Source organism: Synechococcus sp. R60.1, from assembly GCF_047461835.1.
Taxonomy (GTDB): domain Bacteria; phylum Cyanobacteriota; class Cyanobacteriia; order Thermostichales; family Thermostichaceae; genus Thermostichus.
The window spans coordinates 1-23,268 of sequence record NZ_JANSIA010000041.1 but is presented as its reverse complement, the minus strand read 5'-3'; the positions used below and the strand labels follow the sequence as shown (position 1 = coordinate 23,268).

General features: G+C 58.4%; 18 protein-coding genes and 1 pseudogene. 9 read left to right on the top strand and 10 right to left on the bottom strand.

What is annotated here, in order from left to right:
* Window positions 1–597: DUF1614 domain-containing protein (locus tag NW834_RS07445; protein ID WP_414426272.1), on the top strand; the 597-nt coding region annotated here is incomplete at its 5' end.
* On the opposite strand, the gene NW834_RS07440 is transcribed toward NW834_RS07445, so the two are convergent.
* Together NW834_RS07440 and NW834_RS07435 are read right to left on the bottom strand one after the other, a co-directional pair.
* Window positions 594–2,768, bottom strand: coding sequence for a caspase family protein (locus NW834_RS07440; RefSeq protein WP_414419705.1), 2,175 nt, complete (start codon window positions 2,766–2,768; stop codon window positions 594–596). The two genes, NW834_RS07445 and NW834_RS07440, sit on opposite strands and share 4 nt — an antisense overlap.
* A gap of 266 nt (window positions 2,769–3,034) precedes the next feature.
* Window positions 3,035–3,874, bottom strand: a complete 840-nt coding sequence (locus NW834_RS07435) for a lysostaphin resistance A-like protein (RefSeq protein WP_414380646.1) — start codon at window positions 3,872–3,874, stop codon at window positions 3,035–3,037.
* A 251-nt stretch (window positions 3,875–4,125) separates the two neighbouring features.
* Between NW834_RS07435 and NW834_RS07430 the strand changes: the two genes are divergently transcribed.
* Window positions 4,126–6,045: an ABC1 kinase family protein gene (locus tag NW834_RS07430; RefSeq protein WP_011432269.1), complete on the top strand. Its 1,920-nt coding sequence runs from the start codon at window positions 4,126–4,128 to the stop codon at window positions 6,043–6,045.
* Here NW834_RS07430 and NW834_RS07425 read toward each other — a convergent pair.
* Complete coding sequence (locus NW834_RS07425) at window positions 6,042–6,440, bottom strand: hypothetical protein (RefSeq protein ID WP_414330450.1); 399 nt, start codon at window positions 6,438–6,440, stop codon at window positions 6,042–6,044. The genes NW834_RS07430 and NW834_RS07425 overlap by 4 nt on opposite strands.
* 509 nt (window positions 6,441–6,949) lie before the next feature.
* Here NW834_RS07425 and NW834_RS07420 point away from each other — a divergent pair.
* From NW834_RS07420 to NW834_RS07405, 4 genes are all read left to right on the top strand, one after another.
* Window positions 6,950–7,840, top strand: coding sequence for a prephenate/arogenate dehydrogenase (locus tag NW834_RS07420; protein ID WP_414419704.1), 891 nt, complete (start codon window positions 6,950–6,952; stop codon window positions 7,838–7,840).
* Window positions 7,841–7,908: 68 nt separating this feature from the next.
* Window positions 7,909–8,658: a cytochrome c biogenesis protein CcdA gene (locus NW834_RS07415; RefSeq protein ID WP_414419703.1), complete on the top strand. Its 750-nt coding sequence runs from the start codon at window positions 7,909–7,911 to the stop codon at window positions 8,656–8,658.
* A 111-nt stretch (window positions 8,659–8,769) separates the two neighbouring features.
* Entirely contained in the window at window positions 8,770–10,179 is a 1,410-nt protein-coding gene (locus NW834_RS07410; protein WP_414419702.1) for a cytochrome c biogenesis protein, read from the top strand.
* Between the two features lie 302 nt (window positions 10,180–10,481).
* Window positions 10,482–10,742 carry a ferredoxin-thioredoxin reductase variable chain gene (locus tag NW834_RS07405; protein ID WP_414332109.1) on the top strand — a complete coding sequence of 87 codons (261 nt, stop codon included), beginning with the start codon at window positions 10,482–10,484 and terminating at the stop codon, window positions 10,740–10,742.
* On the opposite strand, the gene NW834_RS07400 is transcribed toward NW834_RS07405, so the two are convergent.
* Window positions 10,739–11,212 (bottom strand): phycobilisome protein, encoded by a 474-nt coding sequence (locus tag NW834_RS07400; protein WP_414390214.1) that lies wholly within the window; start codon window positions 11,210–11,212, stop codon window positions 10,739–10,741. The two genes, NW834_RS07405 and NW834_RS07400, sit on opposite strands and share 4 nt — an antisense overlap.
* A 260-nt stretch (window positions 11,213–11,472) precedes the next feature.
* On the opposite strand from NW834_RS07400, the gene ftsH reads away from it, so the two are divergent.
* On the top strand, window positions 11,473–13,389 hold the full coding sequence (gene ftsH, locus NW834_RS07395) for an ATP-dependent zinc metalloprotease FtsH (RefSeq protein ID WP_414419701.1): 1,917 nt from the start codon (window positions 11,473–11,475) through the stop codon (window positions 13,387–13,389).
* Between the two features lie 103 nt (window positions 13,390–13,492).
* Here ftsH and glgP read toward each other — a convergent pair whose 3' ends face one another.
* From glgP to NW834_RS07380, 3 genes are all read right to left on the bottom strand, one after another.
* Entirely contained in the window at window positions 13,493–15,694 is a 2,202-nt protein-coding gene (glgP, locus tag NW834_RS07390; RefSeq protein ID WP_414419700.1) for an alpha-glucan family phosphorylase, read from the bottom strand.
* Window positions 15,695–16,130: 436 nt separating this feature from the next.
* Window positions 16,131–17,315 carry a SpoIID/LytB domain-containing protein gene (locus tag NW834_RS07385; RefSeq protein ID WP_414419699.1) on the bottom strand — a complete coding sequence of 395 codons (1,185 nt, stop codon included), beginning with the start codon at window positions 17,313–17,315 and terminating at the stop codon, window positions 16,131–16,133.
* A 262-nt stretch (window positions 17,316–17,577) separates the two neighbouring features.
* Entirely contained in the window at window positions 17,578–18,093 is a 516-nt protein-coding gene (locus NW834_RS07380) for a nucleoside deaminase (protein ID WP_414419698.1), read from the bottom strand.
* Between the two features lie 210 nt (window positions 18,094–18,303).
* Between NW834_RS07380 and NW834_RS07375 the strand changes: the two genes are divergently transcribed.
* Both NW834_RS07375 and NW834_RS07370 read left to right on the top strand, forming a co-directional pair.
* Window positions 18,304–19,545, top strand: coding sequence for an HhoA/HhoB/HtrA family serine endopeptidase (locus tag NW834_RS07375; RefSeq protein WP_414419697.1), 1,242 nt, complete (start codon window positions 18,304–18,306; stop codon window positions 19,543–19,545).
* Window positions 19,546–19,614: 69 nt separating this feature from the next.
* A complete protein-coding gene (locus NW834_RS07370) occupies window positions 19,615–21,222 on the top strand; it encodes a serine/threonine-protein kinase (RefSeq protein WP_414419696.1) in 1,608 nt (535 codons plus the stop codon).
* Between the two features lie 67 nt (window positions 21,223–21,289).
* Here NW834_RS07370 and NW834_RS07365 read toward each other — a convergent pair whose 3' ends face one another.
* The 3 genes and pseudogenes from NW834_RS07365 to NW834_RS07355 all read right to left on the bottom strand — a co-directional run.
* Entirely contained in the window at window positions 21,290–21,652 is a 363-nt protein-coding gene (locus NW834_RS07365; RefSeq protein ID WP_099812711.1) for a hypothetical protein, read from the bottom strand.
* On the bottom strand, window positions 21,630–22,436 hold the full coding sequence (locus tag NW834_RS07360; protein ID WP_099812710.1) for a hypothetical protein: 807 nt from the start codon (window positions 22,434–22,436) through the stop codon (window positions 21,630–21,632). The genes NW834_RS07365 and NW834_RS07360 overlap by 23 nt, the downstream gene beginning before the upstream one ends.
* 232 nt (window positions 22,437–22,668) lie before the next feature.
* Window positions 22,669–23,268: pseudogene (locus tag NW834_RS07355) on the bottom strand (NAD(P)/FAD-dependent oxidoreductase); the annotation flags it as partial.

The window sequence follows — 23,268 nt, the reverse complement described above, 5'->3', positions numbered from 1 at the left end:
GCAGTGGATGTGGTGGCGCTGGCGGTGGGAAAGCTGGGGTTCTCGCGGGAGGGAGCGCTGTTACTGCTGCTGGCCATCCTGGTGGGCAGCTCGGTCAATATTCCCCTCTATCGGGTGAAATGCGAGGTGACGCTGGTAGAAGACCTAGCTAGCTTGTGGATGCGGCAGTTCTGGGGGATCCCTTTGACCAAGCTTTCCCAGGAGACGGTGATTGCCTTAAACGTGGGCGGGGGGCTGATCCCGGTGCTCTTGGCCCTATACCAATTTGGGCGGGCCGATAGCGTGCTGATCCTGGCGGTAACGGCGCTGGTAACCTTGGTCAGCTACTATGCTTCCCACGTGGTGCCCGGGATCGGCATTCAGATGAATCCTCTAATTGCCCCAGCTACAGCAGCCTTGGCCGCTTTGTTCTGGGCTGGGGATCAGGCGCCAGCGGTGGCCTTTGCCGGCGGGGTTTTGGGTACCCTTATCGGGGCGGATCTCCTGCACTTGCCGGAGGTGTTGCGGCGCAATTGCTCAGGCATTCTCAGCATTGGCGGGGCCGGGGTTTTCGATGGTATTGCCCTCTGTGGCTTGTTTGCCCTGCTGCTGAGCTAAACCAGCAAATAGGTAAGGGAAAGGGTGATGGATTGGGCGGGATCCAGCCAACGCAAGTCGGGATCCCCTTCGGAGGCACGCTGAGTCAACTCCTCGAGGAGCGTTTGCGTCCATTCCAGCGGCCCATTGAGCAACATCGGCGAACGGGCTACCCCCAGTTTGCGGGCCATAGCCTTGAGGGCTTCCAAGCTGGCGGACAGGGGGCGGGTGCTGGCCACAAACAACAGCTCCGTCAGCCCTTGGGCATGACAGGTGAGCAAGTCAGAGCTCACAGCAGAGCGCAGCTCGCCATCGACCTCCGGCAAGGGTGGCAAAGTTAAACTGCTCTTGGCTTCCAAGCGAAGAGGTGTGGTGAAGTTGTCCTGAGGCAGGGGGGCCAGCAGGTGCAGTTGTCCGGTCGGGTCGATCAGCAACAGGTAGCCGTAGAGATCCTGCTCGCTGTTGTTGCAAAGGGTGAGATGCAAGGGATCCCCTCGCGTAAACCGCTGCATACCCACCTCAGCAGGAGCGGAAGTTGCGGACTGGACAAGGCGTGCCGCCAACGAGGGAGCTAAGGACTCCGTCCCGCTGGCGCGATTGGCAGCTTTACCTTTGACAGCCAACTCCGCCACCACTGCCAAGGAAGAGGAAACCGCATTGAGGGTGGTGCGCAAACGTTTGGCAGCCAGCAGATGGGCAAGACGGGGAGCTAACCGCTGGACGGCCATTGCTGCAGCCTCTCCTGCTGGGCCACAGGAATTCAGGAGCAATTCTCGCCCCGGCCAGAACAGGCTGTAGCTGTTCACTTCCAGAGGCTTGAGCAGGGTATCCGACCGTTCGCGCCAGCGGGACGGAGTCCTAAAAGCAGTGGCCATTTCCGGGGTGATGCGGCCCAACAAACAGTCCACCTGTCGCTCGCGGGGGTTGGCCGTTTCCATCCAGCTGTAGCCGGCAATGGCATTGGTCAGATCCACCTTTTCAATGCGGCCCAGGTTCTCCTCTAGGCCAACCAAAAGCTTGAGCGTGCTGGAGAGGCCGCGCAGCTGCTCCCGCAAAGGTGTGCCCACAGGGGGAAGCTGCCCTTCCGGACTGGCCATCTGAACCTGAGCCAACAGCCCACTGCGAGAACGCATGAGCAGCGGCGTCGGCGAAGAGGCGGAAGGATCGGCGGGAATGGGAACCAAAAGAGTACCCGGCTGCAAACCACACAGGGCCGCCGATGGGATCCCGCCTAACCACACCTGAGCCCGATTCCCCTTCACTTCTTGGACTACCCCGCTCACCCCTGCCTGCGTGGGCGCAAGAAAATAGGGGTGGATGTGTCGAGCAGTGTCTTTGCCTTCCAAGGTGGGGCGTTGGCAGGCGAATAGGCCCAGCTCTCGCCGGCTAACCACTTGGTTAAAGGCCACCAGCAGACGAGTGGCAGGCGTGGTTTCCCACAGGTACTGCGTCAGCAGATAGGTGAGTACCCCAGCATAGAATCCCGGCCAAGCGGCTTCTGCTGCCAAGTCTTGCGGGGTGGTGGCCGAAATCAGCAAGCCCTTGGGCGGAGACGGCCAAACCCGCTGCGGCTCCGATCGCACCAGCGGGACGGAGTCCTTGGAGTCCGAGATCGCGGCTGGGGGACGGGAACGCAGTTGCAAGTTGCCTCGCACCGACGGCGAGACATAGGTAAAGCCACAGTCCAGAAGGGTGGTGATCTGGGCAGTGCCCAAGCCTTCCAAAAGCCGGAAAAAGCTGTCTAGCTCCATTGCTGCCACTCCCTCAGAGCCAGACAACAGCAGCACCGGCTGCCAACAGTTGGGCGCGGATCCCAGCCGCCACTGGCCATAGCCGCTAAACTGCACCACTACCGTTTCAGCCGTGTGACCTTGACCCCCCAAGTGCTCTGCAAAGGCCGATTGGATCCCAGCCGGCGTGGCTGCCCCATCGGTAAGGGTGAGAATGTCTGCCGGGTCAAAACCAAAGCGATAGAGGAGTAGCTCCCGCTGCAACTCCACATCTGTCAAACACCCTTGTAGCGCGGATCCCTCGCCAAGGTAGCGGTTAATACCGATGAGAACAGCCAGCTTGCGGGAGCCAGCCGCCAAAGCTTGCCCATATCGCTCAGCCCGGCCCCTCAACCAGCCAGGGGATAGGCCAAGACCGGCAGCAACCAGGAGGAGTTTTTGCAGAAAAGACCGCCTTTCCATGTTGACCCTCTGGGCTGACCCCCGGCCCAACGACTACCCCATCGGCCAGCGAGCCACAGCTAAACTTTGCACTGGAATCTGTTGCTGCCTATTTCAGGATATCCCCATCCACACAGCTTTTTCCCGAGATCGAGTGACAGTTTTTGGCGTTTTCTTTGCATTCCTTATCAATCAAACCTCCGCTACTTCCCATGGGGATCCCACGGCAGCGCTCTTCTGTCAGACAAGTCCGTCAGACAGGAGGGAAAGTGTGAGGAAGTCAATACTCAGCGGTTCAGGAAATAGGGCAAGCAAGCCCCACGCTCCGGCCAATGGAAGCGGACGAAGGGAACCAAAATGAACCCAGCTATCCCCAGACAGAACAGGCCAAAGTAGAGGTGGAAAGCCCCGACTGGATCAGCTGGTTCCATCCTTCCCCCTCCTAGGGATCCCAGCGCTAAAGCCAAGAGATTGTTCAAGGCATGAGCCAAGACAGGCAAGGTCAGGGAGCGGGTCTGCAGGTAGAACAGGCCCATCACCAGGCCGAACACCGTCAACCCGACGGGGTTGGGGTGCAGCAGGCCAAATACCCCAGAAGAAGCCAGCAGACCTCTGGAGAGGCCCCACTTGAGGCCCCAGCGGTGTAGCAAGATGCCGCGAAACAGCCACTCCTCCGTTATGGGGGCCACCACCCCAATCGAGAGCCAGCGCAACCCCTGATACATCTGCGGCCAGGCCGTTTCCCTATCCTCTTCCCCCAGTGAGTGCAGCATCGACTCCGCCAGCTCCGGCGCAGGCAGGGATACCAGGTAGAGCATCAACAAAGTTGTGCCCAGGGAGAGCACTACCAAAGCCGGCACCACCCGCAGCAGGGATCCCCAGGGAATAGCAGCCCGCCAGTTGCCCCACAGCCGTCTCATCTGCAGATGGGCTTGCTGCCCCCGTCGCCAGCTCCAGATACAGGTGAGGACAAATGTAGCGCAATAGACAAAGTCGGCCAGCAGAGGATCGTCAGATGGGAGATGAAACAGCTGGGCCAAGGCGATGGCTCCCAAGCCTACCCCCAGGTTGATCACCAAGAAGGCCAACAGCACGTGGCGCGCCTTAAGGGCTGCAAACCCGGTCACACTCGGCTCGGCAGGCCGTAGAGGGGGAGATCCAGACACAGAGGCAGAGAGCGCAGTTTTCCCATTCTAGTTTTGGTGGGGATCCCCAGAGGTGGGCTGCTGTCAACTCCTCAGGGAGAAGACTGAAGATCCTTATTCCGAAGGTTCGTCCCGCCTTTTCAAACCCAATCGAGCAGGCTGGTGGCTGTCTCCGAGGGTCGCCAGGCTGAGCCAGCAAGTTAAGATGTGTTACGGAATCCGTTGGGGCATCTATGGGCGCAACACCGGTAGTGACAATAGCAGCGAGGCAGGATGGCTTGGGTTCTGGGGCTGTCTCCATCCCTCCGGCAGATCTGGGGGTGGTTCCTGAGCCAAGCTTGCGTTACGACCCAGAGCAGTTGGCCAAGCAATATCGAGGGCGCTGGGATCTGGTGGTGCGGCGCCTGTTTCAGTTGATCACCCCCTTTTTGGGCTTGTTGGCCTGGGTGTTTTGGGATCGCTGGCGGGGAGTAGAACTGAAGAATCGCCCGAAACATGCGGCCCGGCTACGGGAGATCCTCACGGAATTGGGGCCGACAGCCATCAAAATCGGCCAAGCCCTCTCCACCCGTCCCGATCTGGTTTCGCCCCTGTTTCTGGAGGAGCTGGCCAAACTGCAGGATGAGCTGCCCCCCTTCGAGAATGCCATTGCTTTTGCCCTCATCGAGTCGGAGATCGGCAAACCCATAGACAAAATCTTTCGAGAGATCAGCCCTGAACCGATTGCCGCCGCCAGCTTGGGGCAAGTGTACCAGGCCTACTTGCACAGCGGGGAGAAAGTCGCCGTCAAGGTGCAGCGGCCCGACTTGATTGGGCGCATCTCTCTCGACATGTATATTGTCCGCAGCCTGGCCGCCTGGGCCAAACGCACTTTCCGCCGCATCCGCAGCGACCTGGTGGGCATCGTCGATGAGTTTGCCGGGCGCCTCTACGAAGAAATGGACTACACGCAGGAGGGCCGCAATGCCGAGCGGTTCCTGGCGCTGTACCGTCACCCCTCCATCTACGCTCCCAAAATTTACTGGGAGTACACCCGCACCAAGGTGCTGACGATGGAGTGGATTGATGGCATCAAGCTGACTCAGGTTGACAAAATCGCTGCTGCGGGGCTGGATGGACGGCACTTGATCGAGATCGGTGTCAATTGCTCCCTCAAGCAGCTTTTGGAAAATGGCTTTTTCCACGCCGATCCCCACCCGGGCAACCTCTTGGCCATGTACGACGGGCGGCTGGCCTATATCGATTTCGGCATGATGAGCACCATCGCGCCCCATCAGCGCTATGGCCTGATCAAGGCGATTGTGCATTTGGTAAACCGAGACTTTGCCGGGCTGGCCCAAGACTACGTGGACTTGGAGTTCCTGGATCCAGATACCGACCTGACTCCCATCATCCCTGCTCTGGAAGCTGTCTTCGCCGAAGCGATGGGCAAATCGGTCTCCGAACTGAATTTCAAGAGCATCACCGATCGGCTCTCGGGGGTGATGTACGACTTTCCCTTTCGAGTTCCCGCCTACTACGCCTTGATCATCCGCTCTTTGCTCACCCTGGAAGGGATCGCCATCGGCCTGGATCCCAACTTTAAGGTGTTGAGCGTGGCCTATCCCTACGTGGCTCAGCGCCTGCTCACCGACCCGGCCCCGGAGCTGCGCGTATCTCTGCGGGAGCTGCTGTTTAACCAGGGGCAATTTCGCTGGAACCGCCTGGAGAACCTGCTGCGCAACGCCGTCAACAGCGAGGATTTTGACCTACAGGGATCCCTGGAAAAGGCCGTTGATTTTATCTTTTCTGAGCGGGGCGCTTTCCTGCGGGAGCGCCTAGTGGATGTGCTCTTTTCCAGCTCGGGATCCCAGGGTGGCTCAGATGGCTTGGCTCATTTGCAGCGTCTGTGGGAACTCCTCAGCAGCAACCCGAGCTTTCAGCCGCTGCAGCTTCTGCCGATTGTTGCCAAGGTGGCTGCCAAACCGGAAGCTCAACAACTGGGCCGTCAATTGGCCTCCCGCTGGTTGCAACGCTCGGCAGCTCGCCTCATCCGCGACCTGCTATTGCCGGATACAGAAAAGCCCAGTTCACCCTCTTCCCTCAACGGGCGTGGCGGGATCCCTGGGCCAGCAACCTCTGCTTCTACCGCTCAACTTCCCCTTCCGGCCTAGCTCAGGTGCTCTTGGGGGGCAGTATCGCTGTTGGGGTTAACAGAGGCCAGAGCCAGCGTAATCCACTCGGAAAATTCATCGCGGCGGAAAACCTGGGGGCGGGAGCGGGGGCCAAAACGCAGCAGGCTGGGCATGCCGTGCTCCTTGAGTCGAGACTGTAGCCAGGTGCCCACACCGGTTTTGCCATCGTTGGGCATTTCGGTTTGGAAGTCACTGTACATCAACAACAACTGGCTGCGAGATTGGAGCACCGCATTCTCTTGAATTAACTTCGGCAAGGAGAGATGGGTGGCTGAGACTGCCCCTTTGCTCCCTTTGGCCGATTCACGACGACGGTCGCGCGGGCGCGGGTTAGTGCTTTCACGGCTCTTGCGGGTTTTGGGTTCACTAGGCATAGAATCTCCTAAACGACAGAGTGCTCCCCAACGGGGGTTAAAGCGGGAACTCGCAGGCCAAAAGCCGAGCCCGCTGTGAAAGTGGCTCGATGGGTACAGTTCTGGAGAATCGCTGAGAAGAGGGACACCTGCTCTTGAGTAAGCGAAGAAGAACTGCGCTGAGCCGGCACGAAAGGCTGGGATCCCTTCGGCGCAACAGCAGTCCACAGCGGGCCGAGCTCCTGCCAATACATCCAAGGCCTGCCCTTGTTTTTCCTGTCGGAGGCCAGTTTGGCTACCACGAATCCGCAGGGCAAGCAAGCCCGGATGTTACCCCTATATTGACTTAAAAATGGACAAGTGGACAGTCCCTGGCCGAGAATTTAGCTGCTGCGGCGGGAGCTTCGGAAGGAATTAGGCTTGCCCGCCGGTGGCGAGTATCGCTGAGCTATGGGAGCAGCCTCCTACTACACCTGGAAGCGGTTGTTGGTGGTGTCCAAAAAGGAGTTTCACTGGCTTACTGAGATACTATGCGCATTGCCATTGTCGGGTTGGGGTTGATTGGCGGATCCCTGGCCCTCAAACTGACCGAAAAGGGATATCCCGTCTGGGGGATAAGCCGCAACCCGGCCACCTGCAAACAGGCTCTGGAACGGGGTGCTGTTCAAGGCTGTGGAACCGAGTTGGCCCAGTTGGCCCGCTTTGACCCTCAAAGGGTGCTGATCTGTACCCCTCTGGAGCAGGTGTTGACCACGCTAGCCGCCCTGGTGCCTTATTTGTCGGCAGAAACCGTGGTGAGCGATGTCGGCTCGGTTAAGCAGCCCATCGTCGCTCCGGCAACCGAATTGTGGCCCTGGTTTGTGGGGGGGCACCCCATGGCCGGCAAAAGCCTGCAAGGGATCCAAGCGGCAGAAGCCGACTTGTTTCGGGGGCGGCCTTACGTGCTCACTCCCATCGCCGAGACCCAACCTCAGGCTCTCGATGCGGTGAAAGAACTGATTGCTGCTGTTGGCGCAGAAGCTGTCCTCACGGATCCCGCACGCCATGACCGAGCGGTGGCCTGGATCAGCCATTTGCCAGTTATGGTCAGCGCCAGTTTGATCGCAGCGGTTAGCCAAGAAGGGGATCCCGCGATTCTGGAATTGGCCCGCACTTTGGCCAGCAGCGGATTCCGCGATACCAGCCGTGTTGGCGGAGGGATCCCGCAATTGGGTTTGGAGATGGCCCGCCACAACCGGCAGGCGCTGCTGACTGCCCTGAGCAGCTACCAAGCTCAGCTGCGACAGATAGAGCAGTTGATCGCTGGCGAAAAGTGGGACGAATTGCTCCTGGTGCTGCAACGAGCTCAACAGGAATGGCAGCAGTTCCCCGTCAACCATCCTCGCGAAATTCTCCACAACCTGGGCGGTGGGAATGGATAGCAAAGATATCTTGAACGGGCTCGGGGATCCTTCATGCTACCTTGGGCTTATGTTGACAGATTGAGCTTATGTTGAATGCGGCTCAGCTCTGGCTTTACCACCTAGAACAATGGGCAACTGAGCTGGTTCAGTTTCAACTGCAGCACCTTTCTCCCGTCAGTCTGCTGGTGGTGGGCTTGGCCGGCTTGCTCACCAGTCTTTCCCCCTGCACGCTGTCTATGCTGCCGGTGACCATCGCCTACATCGGCGGCTACACCCCCGCTTCTGAGGAAACGGCTGGGGAAGGGCGGCTGCAGGTCTGGGCTCAATCCCTGGGTTTTGCGGCTGGCGTGGCTTTTACCCTGACCCTGCTGGGTTTGTCGGCAGCTTTGCTGGGTCGCGTTTACGGACAAACGGGATCCTTTGGGCCCACTGTGGCGGGGGGAATTGCCATCTTGATGGGGCTGAACTTGTTGGAGGTGCTCCCCCTGCGTTTTCCCGATGGGTTTAACCGCCTCGAGATCCCCGGGAAATGGCCCAGGTTAGGCCGGGCAGTGTTGCTGGGGTTAACCTTTGGCCTGGTGGCCTCTCCCTGCAGTACGCCGGTTTTGGTGGCTTTGCTGGCTTGGGTTTCCACCACAGGGCAGCCATGGGTAGGGGGTGGGCTGTTGCTGGCTTACGGGCTGGGGTTGGCCTTTCCCCTGCTCCTGGCGGGGGTGTTTACCGGAGCGGTGAAGCAACTGTTGGCCTTGCGGCGCTGGTCGGGCTGGCTCACCTACGCCAGTGGGGTGATGTTGGTGGGGTTCGGCAGCGTAACGATCCTGTCGGCCTGGGTCTAAGGGATCCCTGCTGCTGCAGGCTAAGATGGGGCTACACCTACAGCACCCTGTTGAAAACTGCACCTTGCCTGGCAAGAGCAGCGATCTGAATCTTGAGCCGACAAACTTCTCATGGTCATATACTCTCTCCCGCTTGCCCGCTGGGCTTCCTCGCTGCGGCGGTATTTTCGACATGAGCTGCTGCCGCTGCTGGCGGATCTGCGCCTGGCCATCGGCCTTTTGTTGGCGATTGCGGTTTTGAGCGCCACCGGCACGGTAATTGAGCAAGAGGAAACGGCGGCTTTTTATCAAGCCCACTATCCGGAGCATCCGGCCCTGTTTGGCTTTCTCACGTGGCGGGTGATCCTGAACTTGGGATTGGATCACGTCTACCGCACCCCTTGGTTTCTGGCTATTTTAATCCTGTTCGGCAGCAGCCTTATCGCCTGTTCCTTTACGCGCCAGTGGCCAATGCTCAAGGTGGCTCGCCGTTGGAGCTATCTCACCCGTCCGCAGTCTTTTCAGCGCCTGCCCTTTTGGACTTATCTGCCCCAACAATCCTTACAAGGGCTGCCGCAGCAGTTGCGTCGACAGGGCTATCTGGTGTTTCAGGAGGGCCATTACCTCTACGCCCGCAAGGGGTTAATCGGCAGGATCGGCCCCATCTTGGTGCATGTCAGCATGCTGCTGATCTTGCTGGGGGCGATTTGGGGCAGCATTAGCGGCTTCAAGGCCCAAGAACTCATTCCCAGCGGCGGCGTGGCTTCTATTCAACACTTGACCGGAGCAGGGGATCTGGCTCGCGCTCACTTGCCTACCTGGCAAATTCGGGCCAATCGCTTCTGGATTGACTACGCTGCCGATGGCCGGGTCAAGCAGTTTTATTCCGACCTCTCGATTTTGGATCAGGGTCAGGAGGTTAAACGTCAGACCATTTCCGTCAACCATCCTCTCTCCTACCGGGGTGTGACCCTTTACCAAGCCGATTGGAGCATCGACAGCATCCGCATCCGCATCAACAACAGCCCCTCTTTTCAAATCCCGGTGGTGCCGGTGCGCACCGAGGCAGGCAACAAACTCTGGGGCGCTTTTGTGCCCACCCAGCCGGACATGAGCCAGGGACTCACGCTGCTGCTGCCGGATTTGCAGGGGACAGCCCTGCTCTACGACACTGAAGGGCAATGGATGGGATCCCTGCGCCAAGGCATGAGCTTGGCCCTCGACGAGGTCGCTCCCCAACGCTTCCCCAACCCGCTCACTCTGCATCTGGATGAGGTGATCGGCGCTACCGGACTGCAAATTAAATCCGATCCAGGGATCCCTGCGGTGTATCTCGGATTTGGCCTGTTGATGGTGGGGGTGGTGATGAGCTACTTCAGCTACAGCCAAATCTGGGCTTTGCAAACGGAGACGGGGCTCTACTTGGGGGGCAAAACCAACCGGGCTTTGGTCACCTTCGAGCGAGAATTCGACCGCTTGGTGGAGCAACAAAAGGTCGCCTTCTCTCTTTCCCAGATCCCGGTGGAAGCTGAGATTGGCTAGACGCAGCTTTTTCCGGCGAAACCAGCCTCCTGCCCAATAGGGATCCCATCTATACAATCCAGGGATCCAGTGAGCGGCGCTGTTGGCTCCAGAGGGATCCCATTGGTTGAGACGGGCTTTCTCTGGGTTGACTTTGAGGGGATGTTCTGGGGCTTCCCAACATGAAGATGACCCTGAGGAAAATACAAACTACTGTTTCAGTTTCCACATACTTCTCCACATCTCGAAGGTTTGCTTAGAGATTGAGCTAGAGTGTTTCCAGTGGGTTCCTGTGGTGGGCCGCCTTGTTAGGAGGGCAAGACATGAAAGTTGGAGATCGGGTGCGGGTGCGTACCAGCGTGATCGTCTATCACCACCCGGAACATCGCAATCAACCTTTTGACCTCAAAGGTATGGAAGGGGAACTGAAGGCCGTGCTTCGAGATTGGAATGGCCGCCCGATCAGCGCCAACTTTCCCTTTCAGGTGCAGTTTGACAACAAGTTCCGTGCGCATCTCCAAGCTGATGAGCTAGAGGTGGTTGAGCCGGCCAACTCTGAAGAGCCCGCCGGGACGGCGGCCTAGTTAAGGCCCAGCAGCGTGCGGTTGGTTTCCAGAATTGGCCTGATCAACTTGGCTTCCTCGGGGGTGAGGTAATGGGCTATCACCTCTTGCAGAAAGCGATAGGTGGCCTCGCAACTGCGTTGGGTGCGGAAGGCCCGCATTAAGGTCTGGAACCAGTAGAGAAATCGATCTTTGTAGCGTTGCTCATCGTCCAGGAGCATGGCCAAAGCCGAGAGGCGCAAAACCCGCACGGTGTCAGCCTTCCACTTGTTGCTGAAGTCTTCCACCCCTCGCATGAGCAAGTAGGGATCCAGCGCGCGCATTTTCATCTCCACATCCCGGATGATCTGGGCCTCCGCCGCCTGAATCTTGCGATAGGCGCTCAGGCGAAGGTCAAAGGAGGCTAGGTAGGTCTCCATGAACTGCAGCTCCTCATCCCTGAGATAGCGCCCGTCGGCAGTGATGCTCAGTTCGCGCAGTTGAGTCAGCATAGGGATCCCTGGGCAAGCTGGAATGAGAATGGAAAAAACACCACCTGTTCTGACTGACGGTCCAGCCTTGGTCTCTCAATCCTATCCCCAAACTCCCGGCCAGAAGAGCGGGATTGCAGGGATCCCCGGCAACCCTCTCAGTCAGGTTAATATTAATTAACAGTCTGTTGCTGCAAGAACCCACCCGACCCCAGATTGTTACCCATAGGTCACCATCTGCGAGTTCGATTCAAAAACACCCTTTGGGAGGAAACACTTCCGTGAGTCAGAAAGGTAAAAACAAGAAATGGAGAAGCGCGGGGTTATATGCGCTACTGGCCATCGTCTTGATCTCTTTAGCCACCACCTTCTTGGGTACCCGCCCGGCTGAGCGTTTGGAGATCAGCTACTCCGACCTGATCAGCCGTGTTGAACGGGGCGAGGTCAGCAAAGTTTTGGTGGAGACGGCCCCGGATGGTCGCCAAGTTGCCATTGCCGAGGCAGAAATCAACAACCGCGCCACCCAAGTGCAGGTGAATCTGCCCCCCCTTACCCCTGAGTTTGAGAACACCCTGGTTGCCAACGGGGTGGAGCTGGCGGTACGCCCTGTTCAAGAGGAGGGGCTACTTGGGCGCATTCTCAGCACCTTCTTCCTGCCGGTTTTGCTCTTGCTGGGGCTCTTTTTCCTGCTGCGGCGGGCTCAAAATGGCCCAGGCAGCCAAGCTCTCAACTTCGGCAAATCCAGGGCACGGGTGCAGATGGAGCCGAAAACCCAAATTACCTTCAACGATGTGGCCGGCATCGATCAGGCCAAGCTGGAGCTGGCAGAAGTGGTGGATTTCCTGAAAAATTCAGAGCGCTTCACCGCTTTGGGAGCCAAGATCCCCCGCGGGGTATTGCTGGTGGGCCCGCCCGGCACAGGTAAGACCCTGTTGGCCCGCGCCGTAGCCGGAGAGGCGGGTGTGCCCTTTTTCTCCATTTCCGGCTCCGAGTTTGTGGAGATGTTTGTTGGGGTGGGGGCCTCGCGGGTACGGGACCTGTTCGAGCAAGCCAAGCAAAATGCTCCCTGCATCGTCTTCATCGATGAAATTGATGCAGTCGGTCGCCAGCGGGGAGCTGGCTTGGGGGGTGGCAACGACGAACGGGAGCAGACTCTGAACCAGCTGCTCACCGAGATGGACGGTTTTGAGGGCAACTCCGGCATCATCGTCATTGCGGCCACCAACCGCCCGGATGTGCTGGATGCGGCGCTGCTGCGGCCTGGCCGGTTCGATCGCCAAGTTACGGTGGATCGCCCCGACTTCCAAGGCCGCCTGGAGATCCTCAAGGTGCACGCCCGCGGTAAAACTCTGTCTGCGGATGTGGATTTGGAGAAGTTGGCCCGCCGTACTCCTGGGTTTACCGGTGCCGATTTGGCCAACCTCCTGAACGAAGCAGCCATTCTGGCAGCCCGCCGCAACCTCACCGAGATCTCCATGGACGAGATCAACGACGCGGTGGATCGGGTGTTGGCCGGTCCGGAGAAGAAGGATCGGCTGATGAGCGAACGGCGCAAGGAGTTGGTGGCCTACCATGAGGCGGGCCATGCCCTGGTGGGATCCCTTCTGCCCAACTACGATCCCATTCAAAAAGTGACGATCATCCCCCGTGGCCAGGCGGGTGGTCTCACTTGGTTCATGCCCAGCGATGACGACATGGGGCTCACCACCCGTGCCCATCTGAAGAACATGATGACTGTTGCCTTGGGTGGGCGCGTGGCCGAAGAAGTGGTCTATGGAGAGTCGGAGATCACCACAGGGGCAGCCAGTGACCTGCAGCAGGTGGCCCGCATCGCCCGCAACATGGTGACCCGCTTTGGCATGAGCGACCGACTGGGCAATGTGGCCCTGGGCCGCCAATACGCCAACATTTTCCTGGGCCGGGAGATCGCCGCAGAACGGGATTTCTCGGAGGAAACAGCAGCCCTCATCGACGAAGAGGTGCGGCGGCTGGTGAACGAGGCCTACCAACGGGCTACCTACTTGATTCGAGAAAACCGCGCCCTCTTGGATCGGATTGCCCGCCGCCTGGTAGAGGCCGAAACCATCGATGGGGAAGAGCTGCAGGCCATCATCGACAACTCTGAGGTGGTGATGCTGCCCCCCGAAGAGGAGCCAGAACCGCTGACGCTTCCTATGGCCGTCAACGCTGGCGCCTAGTCTCTTGTCCCCAAGCTCAAACTTGGGATCCCTGCTTTTCCTCTTGAGGAGAGAGGGATCCCAATGTTTTGTATGATTTGCGCTGGGAGAGGGGGAGTCCACCCTAGCCGGCAACAGCCGAACCCAACAAAGTCCGGCTCGCCTCTGCTTCCAGGGGCTGAGGCTCGTAGATTTTCAGCACGTACTCCGCTACCATGCGGTCGGTGTTGAAAACGGGGTTGAGGGTGCGGATGGCCTCCTTCATGCGGGCAATCCAGCGGCGCGGGATCCCTTGCTCGTCCCGGTCGTAGAACATGGGGATCACCTCATACTCCAACAAGTCGTAGAGGGAGTTGGCGTCCAAGTCGTCTTGGGCAGCGGGATCCAGACCTTCGATTTCTTGGCCAATAGCCCAGCCATTGCGACCGTTGTAACCTTCGGGCCACCAGCCATCCAGCACCGACAAATTCAATCCCCCGCTGAAGCCCACCTTTTGTCCTGAGGTGCCGGAGGCCTCCAGAGGGCGTCGCGGGTTGTTCAGCCACACATCGACCCCCTGCACCAAATTGCGAGCGACATAGGCATCGTAATTTTCGATGAAGGCGACCCGGTTGGCCACCTCAGGCCGGTTGGACCATTCCACCACCCGCTGGATCAGGCGCTTGCCCCCTTCATCCCGGGGATGGGCCTTGCCGGCGAAGATAATCTGTACAGGGTACTCTTTGTTGGTGAAGATGCGGGTAATTCGCTCCAGATTTCGCAGGATCAAATCTCCTCGCTTGTAGGTGCTGAAGCGACGGGCAAACCCAATCGTCAAGACCTTGGGATCCAGCAACTGGTTGACCGCTTGGATGCGCTCATTGCTTTCGCCGCGATTGCGCCGGGCCCGCAACACCCGGTGACGGGTAAAAGACACCAGCCGCTCCCGCAGAGCCTCTTTGCGCCGCCACAGTTCTTCATCTGGGATCTCTTCCACCTTGGCCCACAGTTCCGGGTCTGACACCCGCTCCGGCCAATCGGGGCCCAAGTACTGGTCGTAGAGGTTCCAAAAAAGAGGGGAAACCCAGGTACGGGCGTGAACCCCATTGGTAATGGAGCTGATGGGCACCTCATCCACCGATCGCTCAGGGTAGAGCACATGCCACATTTCGCGAGAAACCCGTCCGTGGAGCTTGCTTACGCCATTGGCTGCCCGCGCGTACCGCAAAGCCAGCACCGTCATGTTAAAGCGCTCCCAGGGATCCCCGGTGCGCCGAGCTCCCAAGGCCAAAAATTGTTCCCGCGTCAGGCCCAGTTGAGGCCAGAAGGAGGCAAAGAACGCATCCATCTCATTGGGGCTAAAGGCATCGTGGCCAGCCGGCACCGGTGTATGGGTAGTAAACACACATTTTTCCCGCACCTTGGCCTCCGCCGTCTCGAAGGGGGTGCCCCGCGCCACTTCCTCCCGCAGCAACTCCAGCGTCAGGAAAGCAGCGTGCCCTTCATTCATGTGATAGACCATGGGATCCAAACCCAACTGGCGCAGCAGACGCACCCCACCGATGCCTAGAATGCACTCTTGGGCGATGCGGGTATCGGTGCTGCCCCCGTAGAGGTGGGCGGTAATCCAGCGATCGATGGGGTCGTTCTCCGGCAGGTCGGTGTCCAGCAGAAAAAGAGGTACCCGGCCCACGTCCGCCCGCCAGGCACGCGCCTTCACCAACCGCTGCCGCATCGCCACTTCCACCAACAGAGGGCTGCCATCCGGCTGACGCACCAAAGTCAACGGCAGAGACTCAAACTCAGAGTCTTCATAAAGCTCTCCCTGCCAGCCATTGTTGTCCAGGCGCTGCTGGAAATAGCCCTGACGGTAGAGCAATCCGACGGCCACCAGGGGCACCCCCAAATCTGAAGCCGACTTGAGGTGATCGGCAGCCAACATACCCAGCCCGCCAGAGTAGGTGGGCAAAGACTCGTGCAAGCCGTATTCGGCACAGAAATAGGCAATAGGACGCTGCCAGTCGTAGGTTTTCATGGTGCGCTTGGCCCAGGTATCCTCAGCCGTCATGTACTGCCGATAGGACTGCACCATCCGGTTCAACGTGTTGAGGTAGTTCACATCGGTGGCCAAGGCTGCCAACCGCAAGTAGGAAACCTCCTCCAGCATGCGCACCGGGTTGTGGGAGGTTTTTTCCCACAGGGCGGGATCCATTTCCCGGAAAATGGTGAGGTGATCGGGGTTCCAGGTCCACCAATAGTTGCGGGCGATCTCGCACAGGGGCGTGAGCGCTTCCGGCAGCACCGGACAACGTTCGGGAAAAGCAGGAGCTAAGGTGGCAATGGACATAGGACAGATACCTGGGGTTAAAGTTATGGGCTCGAAAAAGAAGAGGTAGAGGTCGATGCTGGTAAACGTATCTCAATTATTATTGAGCCGATCCTGAGGATTCTGAGGGGGGAATTCAAGATCTCTACAAAATCTTCAGGGGACGTAACCCAAATTTTCCAGGGCTTCTCCCGATCTTGCCACAGCAGCGCGGAGCCTTCAAAAGCAGCGTTCACAGGCAGCCCAGCTTTCGATTCCGGCAGAAGCTGCCCGTCTATCTTCAGAGATGGTGCAACGTTAGAGTTAACTCAAAGTTAACAAAATCTACAGAACCCCAACGAACCCTTGGGGAACCCCTCCGGTTCAATTAAAATGCTGCTTCTCATAAGCTCTTAAAAACTGCAGCCGCTTTTGCTACCAATCGATGATTTTGTTGGCTTCTCCCTGAAGTTGAGCCCTAACGTCCTTCCACCACTGCCAAGGTGGTGTTGCGGTAGTAGTGGCTGAGGATCTGTTGGTAGGAGTAGTTCTGGCTGGCCATCCCAGCCGCTCCCCACTGGCTCATGCCCACCCCGTGCCCGTAGCCCCGCCCATGAATCTCAAAGAAAGCTGGGAATGTCCCTGCCACAGGAGCCAAGCTGGCTGTAGTGGCGGCCTCTCCGCGTGGACTAATGGCAATCTTTGTGCTGCGCAACCCTAGAGCCCGACGAAAATCGCCGGCATTGAGATCTTTGATCCCTTGGGATCCCGTCAAGCGCACCGTGATTGCCCGTCCCCACGGGGAGCTGCGCAGTACCTCCACAGAACGAATGGCACCGATCCCGGCAGCCAACTGCTGAATCTGCTGGGCAGGAACGGTGGCCGTCCAGCTAAACACGGGTGAGTGCTGATCGAAATCCGGCACCCCCTGTAAGTAGGGCCGCGACTCTAACCAGACATTGCCTGCATCATCCGTATGTCCCCCCGCAGAGGAGTGGAAAACCGCATTGATCAACTGCCCCTGGTAGATGAGAACCTGCCCGGCGGTCTCACGGGCAGCCGCTTGGGTACGGCTGGATTCGGCAGCCACTCCCTTGTAAACCTGCCAATCAATCCCGTTTCCTAAGTCAAAAGGCTGCTGGGAACGGCGACTGCGGTGGTAGAGGGCATAGGTGCGGGAGGCCACGGCTTGGGCTTTAAGAGCCTCCATGGGAAAACGGTGTCCCATCTCGCTGCCCACCACGCTGGAAACGTAGTCTTCCAAGCCAACTTGGTTGATGGCAATCACCCCACGCTCGCCGGGGATCAACTCCACCAAGCCACGGTACCAATTCTGGTCGATAAACACTAACCCATCGGAGGTGGTGGGCTGTAGGTAAAGACGTTCTCCCTGTTGGCCGGCCAAACTGACTGCTGAACCCGAACGGCTGGCCTGCAGCGGTTGCATGGCCTGCACCTCTGCCAGCGGCTGTCCCTGGGCATTCAATAGGCGGGCTCCGGTAGAGCTGCCGACGGTGACCTGGGGCTTGTTGACGGCAATACCTACCCGCAGCAGCACCCGTGCCTGCACCGGAAAGGTCAAGCACAGCCAAGCCCAAACCAGAAGGGCAATACTCCTAAGCCAAGCTGATGGGAGAGGAGAGAAGGAGAGGGCAATAGTCACACACCAATCCTCTGGGAAAGAGTATCACAGCCGGCGAGGGATCCCGGACAAGTCGGGTTTTGAGAATCCAGGCATAGGGCCGACGCACCCTCAACAACCCAAGCGGCCACCGTTGGGCTCAAGAGATCCCGCACTCGGAAAGCCTTTTTTGAGGCTGGTGCGGGATCCCGGGCAAGGGCCAGCCGAACCCGTTATGACAGTATCAAAAACATCCTGCAGATGCACGACTTCAACCCAGAATTTTCCGCCCCCAGTCCCTCGGTCAGGATTCAGCCGGCTCAGAGGGGATCCCGCGCCGGCGGCAAAACCACTGCTGCAATAGGCGGCGACACTCGGCCTCGCAGACTCCGCCGATGACCTCCGGGCAATGGAAGCTGGCGGCAGAAGCTGGCAAATTGAGCACGCTGCGCAGTGCTCCGGCCTTGGGATCATCGGCGCCGTAGATTACCTGAGCCAGCCGCGATTGGCTGATGGCCCCGGCACACATGGGGCAAGGCTCAAGCGTGACGTACAGCCGACAGCCCCGCAGTTGCCAATCTCCCAGCCGTTGCCCTGCCTGCCGTAGGGCTAGGATCTCCGCATGGGCCGTGGGATCCCGATCCCGTTCCCGCCGGTTACTGCTCAGGGCCAACAGCTGTTCCCCTGGCCCGACCACCAGAGCTGCCACCGGAACCTCTCCGGCTTCTCCCGCTTGCTCAGCTTCTCGCAAGGCCAACTGCATCCAGGCGCGGTGGCGCTGCCACAGATCCCACCCTTGCGGCTCGGAGGAATGGAGCATACTCGGATCCCCGATCATTTTGGGCGTTTCGAGCACTGCCTCTGTCCGCAAGATTTGCTAGGGTAAGCACACATACCCCGAACATCCAAAAGTAAAGAGTAGGAATAGATAGAATAGACCAGGAGTGAACTGGGTCTTGATGGCGTAAGTCGGGGGATCGGGTTCACGCCTTTTGAGTCTTGGCGATACGGCTTAGCTTTGGGAGGGAGCATGGCGCGGATTCTACGGCACACACTTTTGGCGATGGCTCTGTTTGGTGGAGGCGTCGCAGGTGGGGTCTGGCTATCGTCTCGAGCGGGGCAGGAGTGGTTACAGCAAACTCCCCTGATCACTTGGACGCGACGGGCCAGTGAGGGAGTGGGATCCCTTTTGCCCTGGTCTGAGCCCCGCCCTGAGGCTGCGAATTCTGCCCCTCCCGCCGATGCCGTCCGGCCTTCTAATTTTATTGCTGCAGTCGCCCAAAAGGTCGGCCCAGCGGTGGTGCGCATCGATGCCACCCGCACTGTGTCGAGGGGGGTCAACCCAGAACTGTTCAACCGGCCCCTGTTTCGCCGCTTCTTTGGGGATCAACTACCGCAGTTGCCGCAGGAGTTTCGGCAAGAAGGCACCGGATCGGGGTTTATCATCGACGCCAGTGGCCTGATCCTCACCAACGCCCATGTGGTGGAAGGCAGCGAGCGGGTCAGGGTTCACCTGCTGGATGGGCGCACCTTTGAAGGGGAGGTGAAGGGCTCAGACCCGGTTACCGATATCGCGGTGATCAAGATTGAGGGGGAGAATCTGCCCACGGTTACTTTGGGCAACTCTGACTTGGTGCGACCGGGGGATTGGGCTATTGCCATTGGCAACCCGCTGGGCCTAGACAATACCGTGACTGCCGGGATCATCAGTGCTGTTGGGCGCTCCTCCGGGCAAATTGGGGCTGTCAACAAGCGGGTGACTTTCCTGCAAACGGATGCGGCCATCAACCCCGGCAACTCGGGCGGCCCGTTGCTGGATGCGGAAGGGCGTGTGATTGGGGTGAATACGGCCATCTTCCAGCGAGCTCAGAGCGTCGGCTTTTCCATCCCCATCAACCGCGCCATGGACATTGCCGAGCAATTGATCCGGAATGGTCGGGTAGAGCACGCTTTCTTGGGCATTCGCATGATCACCCTCAACCCTGACATTGTGGCGCGCCTCAACCGCGACCCCGCTCGTCCCACCACGCTGACAGTGGAAGAAGGGGTCTTGATCGGGCAGGTGATTTCGGGATCCCCGGCTGAGGAGATTGGCTTGCGGGAGGGGGATGTGATCACTGAAATCAATGGGCAGGCCATCCGCGATGCCGAGCAGGTGCAGCAGTTGGTGGAAGCCGCTGGGGTGGGCAATACGCTGACGCTGCGGGTCATCCGAAATGGACAGGCGCGCACCTTCCAGGTGAAAACTGGAGTGCTGCCCGTAGACTTCTAAGCAGTTTTATTATGTGCCGTCAATTTACTGATCCCCGTGACACAATGGCCCTAGAGGCGGGGGTCAGATATGGCTTGGGCAGTCGGCGAAAGACTACAGGGGGGACGCTACCGCATCGAGGCCGTTTTGGGGGAGGGGGGCTTCGGCATTACCTACCGGGCCTGGGATAACGTCCGTGCCGACCAGGTGGTTATCAAAGTTTTGAACGACAGCCTTCGTGAGGATCCCGAATATCCCCGCTTCCAGCAGAACTTCATGAACGAGGCGCTGCAACTGGCCCGCTGCCACCATCCCCATGTGGTGAAGGTGGAAGAAGTGATCTGGGAGCAGGAGCGCTGGTGTATCGTGATGGAGTACATCCGCGGCCAGACTCTGCACCAGCTTCTGCGGCAAAAAGGGCCGTTGCCCCTGCCGGAAGCCCTGCGCCTGACGCGGGAGGTGGGATCTGCCCTGATGGCCTTGCACGAACAGGGGATCCTGCATCGAGATGTGAAGCCATCCAACATCATGGTGCGGGAGGGATCCGGGCAGGCAGTTTTGATCGACTTTGGCCTAGCTCGCGGCTACACCCAAGGTCTGATCCAACGCCACACCTCCTACGGCACCGATGGCTATGCTCCTCTAGAGCAATACGACAGCTTGCGCCGCCGCGGCGCCTTCACCGATGTCTACGCCTTGGCAGCAACCCTCTACACGGCGCTGACGGGGATGGTGCCTATGTGTGCGCCAGTGCGGGCCACAGGCCGCCAGTTGGATACCCCTCGCAGCCTTAACCCCAGCATTCCCGAGGTTGTGGAGGCTGCCATTCTCAAAGGGATGGCTCTCCACCCAGAAGAGCGCCCGCAAACCATGGCCGAGTGGCTGGCACTGTTACCGGCAGAAGCCTCTCAACAAGGGAGGAAGCCGGTTGCTTTTGAGCCAGCCATCCGCACCCAAGAGTTGAGGGAGCTGGAGCAGATCTTGGCCCAGCCTCCAGAACCCCAAGACGAGCTGGAACAGCTCCTGTCCCGGCACTCGGCGGAAGAGCTAGAGCAACTGGTGGCACCTCCCACCCCTGCCACTGCCAAAAAAGCTGGAAGAGAAGAGGGATCCGGATCCCTGATTTTCCCGGAAGCCTGTCCAGAAGGGCAGGGAAGTCGAGAGGGATCCCTGCCCGGAACTCTCTCTTGGCCAGAGTGGGTGGGGGAAGCAGCCCCTGCCTTGCAAGGTCTGTGGGATCGGCTGCGAGCGGGGCAGTGGGGGGAGGCGGATCGCTGGACGACAGCCCTGATGCTGAAGCTTGCTGGGCGCTCGCAAGTGGGCTTTTTTGATCCCAAGGATGTTCAGGCCTTCCCCTGCCCCATGCTGCGGCTAATCGACCAACTTTGGACGCAGGCCAGCCATGGACGCTTTGGCTTTACCGTCCAGAAGCAGCTCTGGCAGGAGTGTGACTCGGAGAAAAGGGGAGGGCTCAGCTCGAGATCCTTCTCGGCCTTGCCCCGCGAAGAGTGTATGGGAGAGAAAGTGGGCTGGCAGATCCAGGGCCGCTGGCTGGAGTACGGGGAGCTCAAAACCAACTTGGAAGCGCCCAAGGGCCATCTGCCGGTGGGCTTTTTCTGGGGATACTCGGGGGGGTTACGCGCAGCCCTGCTGATGCTGGATCGGGCGGTATTGAAAAAGTTCAAAGCCTGCCTGTAAAAAACTTCCCCCTCCTGGGGATACAAAGCCAGAACGGCGAAAAAAGGGAGAGTGGACGCCTATCCCCTCAAGAAATCGAGGAGGATTGCCGGGCACTCTTCTCCAAAAGGGAGGTTGCCTGAGGGCTTTCGCGAACGGCCAGTCCCAAGTGAATCAGCGCTGTCTCAACAGTATTGACCTGCTCTGCCAAAGCTTTCCACCCTCTTGCTTTTATGCCGTAGCGCTTACTAAAGTAAGCTCGAGCGGCTGCAAAGGAAGCAAAAGCTTTTTTTAGGGTCGCTGCTGTCCAGGGCTTGGCATTCAGCCGTAGCCAATTCCTTTGACCTTGCTGCTGTCGCTCGGCAACAAGCTGTCCTGTCAACTCAAGGAGCTCAATATAGTTGCGACGCGAGGCCGCGATTGCCGTTTCAAGGCTCTCGATGAGACCCATGGTTATCCTCCAAATTCGCTTGATAAATATCCTGCTCGTTCTTCTGAAGCAACTTTCTAGAACCCGTAGAAGGCAGGTTAGCCTTAAAAATAGCCATGATCCTGTTCAGGTAACTTTGCAGTGAGCTCCTAATCTCTGGAATGGGAATGTAGTTTACCGCGTTCTGAAGCTGGTCAAAGATATGTTTAAGTTCCTTCAGAGCTAAAATGGCACGGCTGACGATCTCCTGGACTTGCAGCTGCTCTTCTGCAAGCTCTCTTATTCTATTGGCCAGCTTCTGATTTTCGTGTTCTTTCTCGACGAGCAAATCTAAAGCTACTTCCTCGCTCTCTTCTATTCTACGCTTAAGTTTTAGGTTTTGCTCTTCCAGAAATTCAATCTGCTCGATTAATAAACCTAACTCGCGCAAAGAACTAAATTCAATACCTCTGCCCACGAGAAAGTTAACAATTTGGTCGCTGCACTCTTGTCTTTGAAGCTGTAGTTCTGTGAGTTTAGGCTCTGCCAATTCCTTTAAGACTCTATGAGCTATTCCTACCCCCAGGAAATCGCCGTCGCCATGTCCAGGAATACTAACCCTCAAATGCCCGCGAACAGCTTGCGTGGGATGTCTGGCACGACGACGGACAATCTCCCAGCCCCACTTTCTTGCCTGAGACAAAATGTCTCGTTTCCGCCAATTTCTTGAAGACTGAATAGTGGTTTGAATCTCTCTCTGCTCCTCTATAACTTCTTCCCGCCTCTTAAGGAGATAGCCAAGCTCGTCTTCTCTGAGACAATCCATAGAACAGAACCTTAAGTGAAACTTCCTTACCTAGTCTACTCGGTTTTCACGGAGACCTGGGCTGATTGTACGGCAAAACCTCACCTCTCAGAAGCTATTGACGTTAAGAAATACTTAGTAGTTTTTCTAACAAGGTTTCTAAGTAACAACACAGCGGCAGAGCGAGCCAGCTCTGTAAAAAAACTCCCCTCTCCCCTTGGGAGAGGGGCTGGGGGTGAGAGGGTGGAGAGCCTTAGTAGCGGTGCACCAGCTTGTTGATGGGCTTGAAGATGTCTGCCTCAAACTTTTTGCCCTTGAGCATGCGGTTCCAATAGAGCCAGGGTAATAGATGCACCTTGGCTAGGTACATGGAGTAGCGCTCCCGCGTTGGGTCCAGGGGGAAGGAGGGGGCTAGCTTTGCATTGTAGGCAAACTCGGCCATGATCAGGGAGTTGTAGCCTGTAATCAAGGGGCAGCAGGTGTAGCCGTCGTAGCGGGCCACTAGCGGCTTCGACTGCATGGCAGCCAAGAGATTTTCGGCCAGTACCGGCGCTTGCTTGCGGGCGGCAGCCGCCGTTTTGGACGTTGGCAGAGAAGAGGCATCTCCCAAGGAAAACACGTTGGGGTAGCGGGTGTGCTGCAGCGTTGCCTTATCCACGTCCACCCATCCTCCCGGCCCGGCCAGGGGGCTGCGCTTGACAAAGTCCGGAGCGCTCATGGGCGGAGCCACGTGGATCATGTCGTAGTGCAGGCTCACCTCTTCTTTGCCATTGTCGGTGGTGACTTCAAAGATGGCTTCCTGAGTCTCAGGCCGGATGGCTTTGAGGTTGTGCTTGAATTTCACCTGGATCCC